The sequence below is a fragment of the Gloeocapsopsis crepidinum LEGE 06123 genome (assembly GCF_015207655.1).
Classification (GTDB): domain Bacteria; phylum Cyanobacteriota; class Cyanobacteriia; order Cyanobacteriales; family Chroococcidiopsidaceae; genus Gloeocapsopsis; species Gloeocapsopsis crepidinum.
Map to the genome: position 1 here is coordinate 1 of NZ_JADEWN010000103.1, position 10,114 is coordinate 10,114.

The window sequence follows — 10,114 nt, forward strand, 5'->3', positions numbered from 1 at the left end:
CAGTAATTCCCATTGTTCATCTGTGAGATCGGTACGATATGATTGACCCATGACTCTCGTTCTCTGTCATTTTTTGCTATTGACAGGTTATTGTAACGAGAGCTTTTTTACTTTTCAGACCTCCTCTTAGGCAGACTTATTTTAAAATTGCAGCGCATCTGTCATTAATTTACGATAAGGTGCGATCCCGTAACGATCGCTTTCAAATTTCAAAGGTCATGCATGCATTAGCCCAAAGTGAATAGGATAAAGACAAACTAAGTCAAGCATTAGACTCACCGCAGTCTGAGTAATATGCACTTGGTTGTTGATGCGAACTATTCTGTTACTCCTTGAGTAATTCGCTGCCACATTGGCACTTGAGTTTCACCACCGCCTTCAATTCGCTCCAACGCTGCCATCATTTCGATCCGAACATCAAATTCAGGTTCGCGTTCAATTCTACGGTGTAAGGCAGCAACAGCACTGCGATCGCCCATCTCATTTAAAAATCGAGCCGCTCTCCAACGAACCAGTTTTGAGGGATCTTCTAATGCTTGACACATCGTTGACATTGCCTTGATGTCCCCTAAATCGCTTAAAGCATCACCTGCTGTGCGACGCACTATAGCAGACGAGTCTGCAAGGACAACATGACAAAGTGGTTCTACCGCAGTAGCCATGCCACTAGCACCAAGAAGTGCTGCCGCCCAGCGACGAATTGTACTTTGCTCGTCGTCAAGTGCAGCCACGACCTGAGAAAACGTTTCAGGGGTCACTTCAAGTTGTTGCAACGCCTTAAGTCGATGTTTCCAGTTCGGATGCTGTAAATCAGCTAAAAGTGCTTGTTGTAAGGAAGTCTTATCAATTGGCTTAAATTCGGACTCACCAGATGCTGCTGCTTCAATTTGAGCTAGTTCGTCTTCGTTAATTAGACTGGCAATCTCGTCAGCAACCAGTTGCGCGACCTCATCAGGCGAACCAATAGGGGAATGATACGGTTCCCAGCGTCTCTCTGCTACGTAATTCGCTCCGGTGGCACTAACTGCTCTTTGAAGTGCCTGATTAAATCGCTCTGGCAGTGCTACCCGTGCTTGCTGACCATCAGCAGCGATTGCTCGCACTTGAACTGGAATGCCGCGAAACTTTTGAACAGCTACCTCTATGTGACTTAAGTTCGAGGTCTGCTGCGCGTTAGTTGAACTAAAAGCTGCTTCCTGGGGCTGTGAAACGCGATCTAAAAGTTTTGGATCTGCATCCTCAGCAACTCCGACGATCTGAGCAGCCTGAGCTAGAATTGGTTGCCAGTTTGCATTCCCCTTGCGCGTCAGTGTAATGAAGTCCTTAAACAGAAAGACCGACTGAACGGCTTCAATGGCAAGCAACTTTTGTGCAAACGCAGGGGCATCCGTTTGGTCTACTCCTTGCTGTAGTGTCAGCGCTTTAGCACTAACAAACTCATTCAAATTGAGCTTGATGCAGCTAGGACTGGGAGTAGTTTCAATCGAGAGAAGTTGCATAGCTTTATCCTTAACTCGAATATGTAATAAATAACCACAAGGTTGTTTTCACTTAGATCCTAGCTTGCTGCAATCTGACAACTTATATAAATAATTTGTAATAAATTTATTGAGCGGAAGCACAGATCCAATTAGTTCCCATGCTGTTGCCCTTAACCATGAGCATTGTTGCGCCTTCGGTAGCAATAGGAGTCCAAATATGCAAACCATCGCGGTGCATTGGAATCGAAACTTGACTAACCTTGCAACCTACCTTTTCTAAGCGGTAAGCAGCTGCCATAACAATTTCATCGACGTCAGCGTCAGCTTCTGATAATCCTGAAATGCCAAAACCTTCTTTAACGATTCCTACCCTAATCCCGTTAGCTTCTCCGGTCAAAGATGTTGTATGGGGTGCTGTTTGTATTCAGAAAGAATTACTTATTTTTTCTATAAATACTGTATAGCTTAATACAGCATTTATTCTTTGCTTCTAATAACTAATATAATGAAAAAACTTTGCTTGAATCTCTATTTAAGTTATTTATTTTTATAAAATTTTAACTCCAAGCTCAAAGAAAAAGAAAAAAGTTCATTGATTAAAAAAGTAACAAGTTAGTATCATGGCTTATATAAAAGCAAAACCTGTACCTGTGACCGTTATTACAGGTTATTTAGGTGCTGGAAAAACTACTCTTTTGAACCGCATACTAACTCATAAACACGGGAAACAAGTAGCTGTAATTGTTAATGAATTTGGTGAAGTAGGAATCGACGCTCAGTTAGTTATCGATACTAATGAAGAAATTCTAGAAATGAATAATGGCTGCATTTGCTGTACAGTACGCGGCGATCTTATTCGGATCGTTAACAGCTTAATGCAAAGACGAGATAAATTTGACTATTTAGTCATTGAAACAACAGGACTCGCCGATCCTGCACCTGTTATTCAATCATTTTTTGTAGATGAAATTATGCGATCGCATACTGAGCTTGATGCAGTTATTACAGTCATTGATGCTAAACATATTTGGTATCATTGGGACAGTTACGAAGCTCAAGAACAAATTGCCTTTGCCGATGTAGTTCTAATTAATAAAATTGACCTAATCTCAAAAACACAGTTAGTAGAATTAGAGAAGCGACTGCGGAAAATCAATGCATTTGCTAAGTTTTATTATACCCAAAACTGTGATTTGAATATTGACTGTGTTTTAGGAATTGAAGCCTTTGACTTAAAGAATACTTTATCAATTGACCCTAACTTTTTGGATGAAGCTAACCACGAACACGATCAGTCTATTTATTCAGTTGCGATTGCAGAAATGGGAACGGTTAACAGCGATAAGTTAACAAACTGGTTAAATCAATTAACGCAAACTCAAGGTCAAAATCTTTTTCGACTCAAAGGAGTCCTCAATGTCGATGCAGAAGATCGGCGTTTTGTATTTCAAGGCATTCATATGCTATTAGATGGCAGACCAGGTCGCCCTTGGAAACCAGGCGAGAGCCGCAGGAACGAATTGATCTTTATCGGTCGCAGTTTGGATGAAAATCAGCTAAAACAAGAGTTCCGCAACTGCTTAATTTAAATATTTGTCACTCTTTGGCTGTCACAAATGTAATCTTCATTACAAAATACTACTAGTAGCTTTGTTACGGTTTAAGCGCACATAACTTAATTAGATACGCTACTCTTACTCAAACAACCGAATGAAACTTCAGCATTATCTTGGTGGACTTGAGGGACTAGGACGCATTAACTTCGAGAAGCGAGTTTTTGTTCAGCCTTGGGAAAAGCGAATCTTTGGTATTCATGTAGCAATGATGGCTCTTAGCCAACACTTAGAAACTGCGAAGGTGACACCTACTAAGTTCAAAAGTGTCTGGACGTGGGCGAATCTGCGCAAGCTTGCAGAGGGAATGAATCCTTTCGACTACTTCAAGTACCGTTACTATGAGAAATGGCTCGGCGGTATCTCCAGTTTCTTTATTGAATCAGGATACGTTTCTACAATAGAACTGGATGCAAAAACTGAAATATTCTTGGAAAAATCCAATACTTCTCTACCTCATAACAGTAAGCCTGAAATTGACGCGCAAGTAATCGAGTATTTGCGTGTAGGAGATTCGCCCAAGTGCAATGCAGATATCAAACCTAAGTTCAGTGTAGGCGATATTGTAACTATTAAGAATCCGCTACCAACAGAACACTGTAAATTACCAGGATACTTGCGAAATAAGAAGGGAGTTGTCGATGTAGTTTACGAAGGCGTTTACAACTATCCATTGCAAACAGGGGATGGAGTGGGAGATCCAATGCCCATTTACAGCATCAAGTTTGATTCCCATGAGATTTGGGGTAACTTGACAGAGCCAAAAACCTGGATTTACGCAGATATCTACGAAGCATATATCGAAAACCCTATCTGAAGGCATTGATTTTTAAGGAGCTTAAGGTCATGAATGAAAGTAGCAGAGAAGCCTATAATGCAGCCCGCATTAAAGCTTTAGAGTCTCTGCTCATTGAAAAAGGAATTATTACAAGTGAAACTGTTGATCAAGTGATCGACTTCTTTGAGAAGGATATGGGACCGTTTAACGGTGCTAAGATTGTTGCCAAAGCATGGGTAGATCCTGATTTCAAACAACGCTTGTTAGAAGATACACCTTCAGCGATCGCTCAAATGAATTTGCCGCGCGGCATGGCAGGTGCTGAGGGAGAGCATATGAAGGCAGTCGAAAATACTCCAGACGTACACAACTTAATTGTATGTACTCTGTGTTCATGCTATCCGTGGCCAGTTCTAGGTTTACCTCCTTACTGGTTCAAAGATCCAACATTTCGCGCAAGAGCAATTAGAGAACCAAGAAAAGTATTAAAAGAGTTTGGGCTAGATATTCCTGAAACGACTGAAGTAAGAGTATGGGATACAAGTGCCCAAATTCGCTGGTTCGTGATACCAGAACGTCCCGCAGGTACAGAAGGATGGACAGAAGAACAACTCGCTACCGTAGTTACTCCAGAAGCAATGCAAGGAGCAGCTAAAGTTCAAGTTCCCACAAGCATCTAGAACAATCTTTAGGAGTGCCAAATGCAGATTAAGTTTGAGCAGTTTGTAACTGCAAGTATGTTAGGGCATCAAGATGCACCGCCTCGCAGCAACGGAGAGCTATTATTTCAAATAGATTGGGAAAGTCGAGCATTTGGCATTGCGATCGCGCTTTCTAAAAAAGGACATTACGAGTGGGAGGATTTTCGTCAAGAATTAATCGTTTCAATTGCTGAATGGGAAGCAAATCATTGCCAAGACGATCCGAATTGGGATTATTATCAACGCTGGCTTCTCGCTTTAGAACGCCTAGTATGCGAACTCGATCTAATCGACATAGAAGAGCTAGAAACGCGGACACAACAGCTACTTAAGCCAAACTTTTAATTGCAGTTTCTTATTACCTGAGCATTAGTAGTTAGAAGTACTCAAGGAGTGCGGGCAAGTGGAGGCGTACTAACAGGAGAACGACGATGGTAGTAGCTTGCTCAAAAGAATACGCAAGTCTAAGTAGTATTGGTTCGCTCCAAGGTCTACCCAAGAATTCGATACCTACTGGAACGCCAATCGGTGCTGATTTACTTTGGGGTGAAAATCCAGCAGGTACAGTAATTGCAGGAAAGCCTGTAATTGCCCCTAAAACACCATTTCTACCAATTTGAGATTCACCAATAGGAACAACAAGTTGTTTTTGATGGGGATAAACAAAGGCATCGAGTTGACAATCTGCCATCGCCTTAACAATCGTTTGTTGCAGTTCTAATCGCTGGAGAAGACGAGTCTTATATTCAGGGTCGTTTGTACTTAAAGATTGAGCCTTTTGCAAAATATCTTTTAACGAGGGATGCGTTTTTCCTGATGCAACAATTTCATCAAAAGTTTTGACAGGTGCAGCCGAACCAAGACTTTGCAGGTAACTTTGTAAATGTGGTTTAAGTTCGTAGAGATGGACGCTAACATCAGAAACAAGTTGGTCAGCATCTAAGCCAGCAATATTTACAGGCACAATAATTGCTCCTTGCTGCCTCATCTGCGCGATCGCTGCATTGATAACTTCATTAACTACTGCGTGTTCTGGCTCGGAACCGAACAAGTTTTGGAGGACGCCGATTCTGCCTTAGTTTTAGCAACGGAAAAATTTTGGTCGTTAAGGCTGAAAAGTTCACGACATAGTAGTTACAACTCAGTCAGCCTTTGCTTTTTACTTCTATCCCTTTCAGATTTGATGAACCAAGTTCTCTAGGGACGTACCATGACTTTGATTGCTTCCCAGCTATCCATTGCAGAATTACCCTCTGGGAATACCATTGAGATCGACGGTTAAATCAAGAACAGCAGAGGTATCGAGTTTGTCTGCCACCGTATCAGCTAGCAATTCTGGAATGTAAGCACGAGCGGGTGCATTCCCACCTCGCAAGGTAATGTTATTCATAAACAAACGACCCAGGAGGAGAGTGTTTAGCTTTTTGTGTAAATTCGACTGGTGGCTGTGTGAAGGGTCACTCCGAGGTCGTCACCCCTATCTGCGGGCCTGCTCCCTAATCTGTTGAAGCGCGGCGTTGAACCCGTCGGGGGTGCTGCTGGAACCTGCGAGTCGTCCCACTCTCACCTCGTCGATCGGACGACCGACAACCTCCGCCGGAACCGCATCGGCGAAACTTTCTTGGTAGTCGAGCGAGGTCGGATTTGTGGCATGGGGGGTAACCTCGACATCAGTGATAATGTTGTCGGACAGGGTGGCGGTCACCGTGATGGACGAGGGAAGACCTCCATATTGACCAGTCGCAGTGTAAACGCCGTCTGCATAAGAGGCGGCTGGACTTGATGCTGACCTCAAACGGGTGACAGCATTAGTCGGGGCAGATGTCGGACGTGCGGCTTCCCGATTCACAATCCCACATCCAGTGATGATCAGCGCCCCGGAAATTCCTGCGATTGAGACTTGTATCTTCTTGCTCAGTCTAGTCATATCTTCTCTTTTCCTTTACTTTGTGGGTTATGTGGTTTGGTCAGGTGGAATTCTGTTGGCTGTAGCTACAGGCATGGGGTCTGCTGAGGAATGCGCTCTCATGAGAAGAGCTTGCCGTCGAAGTTCGGCGAGATCTCGGCACGACCATCGGCAAACATCCGCACATATGAGAACCTGAAGACCGCTGCTAAATGGTCTGCCCTTGTGAAGAAGAGCGCCGTCGCCAGTCCATCGGCGATCGCGGCAGTATCGGCAACCACCCATGTCGCGACCACATCTTGAACTGGAACGCCAGTCCGGGCATCAAGCACATGGTGCAGACCATCACCCCAAGCGCGTTTATTGACCGCAGAGGCGCACAGGGCACGATCTTGCAGGTTAGCGATGCCGATCGCCAGCCGAGGGTCGAACGGGTGTTCAAGTCCAACCCGGAGGCTGGACTCACCCGCATGGCGAATATCTCCGCTACCGTCAACCACGAATTGAGTGAATCCATCCTCGCGCAGGATTTCAGAAACAATGTCCACGAGGTAGCCCTTCCCTGCTGCACCAACGTCGATGACGAGTGGATGCCGCGTGACGATCGAGGTGCCATCCCGGATAATGTCCTTCGACCAAGTCGCTCTCCCCCTAGCGTGTGCATTGGCTCGGACGAGGTCGGATGCGGGCGTGAGCGAGTACGTCCGGTCGTAGCCGAGGAGTTCGAGATCCCGACCGACAAGTGGGTCAACGGCACCTGCGGTAGCCCTGTGAAGCCGATCGTAGAGATCGAAGAGAGCGAACGAGTCGTCGGGGAAGTCGAAGCAGCCACCCTCCGGAGCAGCAGCGATCTGAGAGACGAGGGAGTCTGGGCGGAACCGCGAGTATGTGATGTCGAACGCTTTGATCCGCCTGAAAATCCGCTGCTGTAACCCACGGGCTAACGGCTCGTAGGTTTCGATCTCCCATTGGGTTCCGATAGCATTGAACGAGAACGTAAACATACTGGCATCATTACTCCGTCGCTACTTCATTCAGACAATTCACAGAGCGGTGTAATGAATGGTTTCATGTTCAGCAAAGTATGCTTTGAAACGTTCAGGGCTTCGGGGGCGCCTCTACACCCGAAAAGACCAGCACTTCGTCTGGCAGACGTGCCCCACGAATCTGGATCGCCGAAACAGACCGGTTCAGTTCGGCGAGTTCGGCAGGCGTGAATTGAACGGCTGCTGCGCCGATGTTCTCGATCATGTGTGGCATCTGTGTCGTGCCGGGAATGGGCACGATCCACGGCTTCTGTGCCAAGAGCCACGCCAGCGCGATTTGGGCAGGAGTGGCTTGTTTCCGCACAGCCCAGGTTTTGACCAAATCCACGAGCGCCAGGTTATGCGGCAGATTTTCGGGCGAGAATCGGGACTCAATGCCGCGAATGTCACCGGGAGCGAACCGCGTTTGGGCATCAATGGCACCGGTTAGGAAACCTACACCAAGCGGACTCCACGGGACAAAGCCGATGCCCAGTTCCTGGCACAGAGGAATTACCGCTTCTTCCGGCCCACGCCACAGCATCGAATATTCGTTCTGAACAGCACTCACGGGCAACTCGGCATGAGCGCGGCGCAACGTGTTCAGCCCCATCTCAGACAGACCCCAGTGCAAAACCTTGCCTTGCGCCATCAACTCCTTGAGCGCGCCAGCAACATCTTCGATCGGCACCTGTGGGTCAACGCGGTGCTGGTAGAGAAGATCGATGCGATCGGTGCGGAGGCGACTGAGCATACCCTCGACGACCTGCTTGATGTGTTCCGGACGACTGTTGAGACCCGGACGACGCACACCAGTTTCCTGATCGATGTTCCAGCCGAACTTCGATGTGATCGCGACCTGATCTCGGAATGGCGCTACGCCTTCGCCGAGGATGCGTTCCACTTCGTGCGGCCCGTAAGCCTCAGCCGCGTCGTAAAATGTGACGCCCCGGTCGAAGGCTGTCCGAATGATGTTTAACATCTCAGATCGAGTGGGGATGGTCGTCTGGTAGGTTCTACTCATATTTTGGACACCAAGTCCGACGGCAGATACTTCCAGAGTGCCGAGCCTGCGGCGTCCTTCAAGCGTAGGCGACGAATCTCCGTCAGCGGGACGGTTCGCCGGACTAGACTGTGCACTGGCGGACAACCGACTCAACAATGAGGCGGCGGCTAATCCTACCCCTGCACCAAGAAATGTGCGGCGATTCGGCAGGGCGGGGCTGTGTTTTCCATCTTTTCGTTTTTGCATGATTTTTCCTTTAAGGTGCCACCCTAGCACCCAATAGCAGAAGCAAGAGCGACAGATCCCTAAGGACGTTCATTGCACACTTCTTTCGGCAACATGTAGAACCAACGGCTGCAATAGCAGAACCCGCAGCTAGAGAGTTCTAGCGAAGAACGGTGTCAGCTTGCCCATCGCGGTATTGGTGTATTCGGACTTCCAGTAGGTTGCGATGTGCGTAGCGCCCTCGATCTTGAACAATTCCTTGTCCGTCGTGCCCGTCGCTTTGGCGAATGCGTCCTCGCTCATATACAGGCTGTCGGCTTTGCTGATGATCGCCGGCAGCAAAGGCTGGTCGATGAGTTCGATCTGATCGGTCGCATCCCAGCGCATCAGATCCAGCAAACTGCTCATTGTGTACTTGAACGTCGAGCCGGGGTGCGCGTGCGTTCTCCAGCAATACTCATAACCCTCCCGATACAGATCGAACGGCAGCGCGGCGATCTGCGCGTCTGTCATGTCTGCATCACCTGCATAAAGGATAGTTCCGCTGGCGACTTCCTGGGCACGGGCGGCGGACGCCTGCTGTAGGCGCTCCTGAATTGTCGCCACCTGTGAGTCTCCATAGCCATTGCGACGAACCCGTCCAGAATTGAACATGCTCAGTGTCGCGATGGACTTGAAACGCTTGTCGGTTTTTGCCGCCGCCAACGAGTAGCCACCCCCACCGCAGATGCCCAACAGCCCCAGCCGCGCGGCATCGACACCTGGATAGCGGGTGATGAAGTCCGCCATGCCGTGGATGTCCTCGATGCGGTACGCGGGTTTGTCCACGCTACGCGGCTCGCCGCCGCTAGCGCCCTGATACGCAGCATCTGCGGTGATCGTGATGTAGCCCTGTTCGGTCAAGTGCTGGGCATACAATCCCGCTGTCTGTTCCTTTACGCCGCCATTGGGGTGCGCCACGACGATCGCAGAATATGTTTGGCTCGGATCGTAGTTCGCAGGAGTGTAGACGTTGGCTGCAATATCCAGTCCATTCAGCTTGTAGGTGACCGGGTGAATATTGACCTTGCCAGACTCGTTCTTCGCGATCGCGTCTTCATAGACCAGCGTAAACGGGTTCTGCTTGTAGTCAAATACTTCGTTCTTCACATTGACCTCCCATGTTTAGTAACTTTAGGCTGACCATCGTTGGCACTCATATCCATGCAGCCGAGTCTGACCACCGAGACTTCCAGCTTTCTGTTGCCAAGTTGGCGTTGCTGAATGAACAGTGGATTAAGTGGCTAGGGGAAGTGTTTTAAATCTTAAATAGTGCATCAGTAGCCGGACTGAATATCGTAACATCTCAAGAGATGTTGAGTAACAAAGAGTGGCTCGAT

General features: G+C 47.7%; 11 protein-coding genes. 4 read left to right on the forward strand and 7 right to left on the reverse strand.

Going from position 1 to position 10,114, the window contains the following annotated elements:
* Nucleotides 1–317: 317 nt before the first annotated feature.
* Both IQ230_RS25075 and IQ230_RS25080 read right to left on the reverse strand, forming a co-directional pair.
* Nucleotides 318–1,499, reverse strand: coding sequence for a virulence factor (locus IQ230_RS25075; protein WP_193934921.1), 1,182 nt, complete (start codon nucleotides 1,497–1,499; stop codon nucleotides 318–320).
* A gap of 106 nt (nucleotides 1,500–1,605) precedes the next feature.
* The gene (locus IQ230_RS25080) at nucleotides 1,606–1,878 is read right to left on the reverse strand and encodes a hypothetical protein (RefSeq protein ID WP_228055329.1); all 273 of its coding nucleotides are present in this window, start codon (nucleotides 1,876–1,878) and stop codon (nucleotides 1,606–1,608) included.
* A gap of 223 nt (nucleotides 1,879–2,101) precedes the next feature.
* Here IQ230_RS25080 and IQ230_RS25085 point away from each other — a divergent pair, with 223 nt between their 5' ends.
* The 4 genes from IQ230_RS25085 (at nucleotide 2,102) to IQ230_RS25100 (ending at nucleotide 4,918) form a co-directional block, all read left to right on the forward strand.
* On the forward strand, nucleotides 2,102–3,070 hold the full coding sequence (locus IQ230_RS25085) for a CobW family GTP-binding protein (RefSeq protein ID WP_193934922.1): 969 nt from the start codon (nucleotides 2,102–2,104) through the stop codon (nucleotides 3,068–3,070).
* Nucleotides 3,071–3,191: 121 nt separating this feature from the next.
* Nucleotides 3,192–3,911 (forward strand): nitrile hydratase subunit beta, encoded by a 720-nt coding sequence (gene nthB / locus IQ230_RS25090; protein WP_193934923.1) that lies wholly within the window; start codon nucleotides 3,192–3,194, stop codon nucleotides 3,909–3,911.
* Between the two features lie 29 nt (nucleotides 3,912–3,940).
* Nucleotides 3,941–4,552, forward strand: coding sequence for a nitrile hydratase subunit alpha (nthA, locus tag IQ230_RS25095; RefSeq protein ID WP_193934924.1), 612 nt, complete (start codon nucleotides 3,941–3,943; stop codon nucleotides 4,550–4,552).
* Nucleotides 4,553–4,573: 21 nt separating this feature from the next.
* The gene (locus IQ230_RS25100) at nucleotides 4,574–4,918 is read left to right on the forward strand and encodes a nitrile hydratase accessory protein (protein WP_193934925.1); all 345 of its coding nucleotides are present in this window, start codon (nucleotides 4,574–4,576) and stop codon (nucleotides 4,916–4,918) included.
* Nucleotides 4,919–4,949: 31 nt separating this feature from the next.
* Here IQ230_RS25100 and IQ230_RS25105 read toward each other — a convergent pair whose 3' ends face one another.
* The 5 genes from IQ230_RS25105 to IQ230_RS25125 all read right to left on the reverse strand — a co-directional run bounded on the left by IQ230_RS25105 (nucleotide 4,950) and on the right by IQ230_RS25125 (nucleotide 9,884).
* Nucleotides 4,950–5,624, reverse strand: coding sequence for an amidase family protein (locus tag IQ230_RS25105; RefSeq protein WP_193934926.1), 675 nt, complete (start codon nucleotides 5,622–5,624; stop codon nucleotides 4,950–4,952).
* Between the two features lie 195 nt (nucleotides 5,625–5,819).
* Complete coding sequence (locus IQ230_RS25110) at nucleotides 5,820–5,963, reverse strand: hypothetical protein (protein WP_193934927.1); 144 nt, start codon at nucleotides 5,961–5,963, stop codon at nucleotides 5,820–5,822.
* Between the two features lie 635 nt (nucleotides 5,964–6,598).
* Nucleotides 6,599–7,483 (reverse strand): FAD:protein FMN transferase, encoded by an 885-nt coding sequence (locus IQ230_RS25115; RefSeq protein WP_193934928.1) that lies wholly within the window; start codon nucleotides 7,481–7,483, stop codon nucleotides 6,599–6,601.
* A 94-nt stretch (nucleotides 7,484–7,577) separates the two neighbouring features.
* Entirely contained in the window at nucleotides 7,578–8,756 is a 1,179-nt protein-coding gene (locus tag IQ230_RS25120; protein WP_193934929.1) for an aldo/keto reductase, read from the reverse strand.
* Nucleotides 8,757–8,885: 129 nt separating this feature from the next.
* Nucleotides 8,886–9,884: an alpha/beta hydrolase gene (locus IQ230_RS25125; protein WP_193934930.1), complete on the reverse strand. Its 999-nt coding sequence runs from the start codon at nucleotides 9,882–9,884 to the stop codon at nucleotides 8,886–8,888.
* Nucleotides 9,885–10,114: the final 230 nt, after the last annotated feature.

What these genes read in the sequence shown, in the direction of transcription:
- IQ230_RS25115 (WP_193934928.1), bottom strand. Translation starts at nt 7,483, where the DNA reads ATGTTTACGTTCTCGTTCAATGCTATCGGAACCCAATGGGAGATCGAA.
- IQ230_RS25120 (WP_193934929.1), bottom strand. Translation starts at nt 8,756, where the DNA reads ATGCAAAAACGAAAAGATGGAAAACACAGCCCCGCCCTGCCGAATCGC.
- IQ230_RS25075 (WP_193934921.1), bottom strand. Translation starts at nt 1,499, where the DNA reads ATGCAACTTCTCTCGATTGAAACTACTCCCAGTCCTAGCTGCATCAAG.
- IQ230_RS25110 (WP_193934927.1), bottom strand. Translation starts at nt 5,963, where the DNA reads ATGAATAACATTACCTTGCGAGGTGGGAATGCACCCGCTCGTGCTTAC.
- IQ230_RS25100 (WP_193934925.1), top strand. Translation starts at nt 4,574, where the DNA reads ATGCAGATTAAGTTTGAGCAGTTTGTAACTGCAAGTATGTTAGGGCAT.
- nthB (WP_193934923.1), top strand. Translation starts at nt 3,192, where the DNA reads ATGAAACTTCAGCATTATCTTGGTGGACTTGAGGGACTAGGACGCATT.
- nthA (WP_193934924.1), top strand. Translation starts at nt 3,941, where the DNA reads ATGAATGAAAGTAGCAGAGAAGCCTATAATGCAGCCCGCATTAAAGCT.
- IQ230_RS25085 (WP_193934922.1), top strand. Translation starts at nt 2,102, where the DNA reads ATGGCTTATATAAAAGCAAAACCTGTACCTGTGACCGTTATTACAGGT.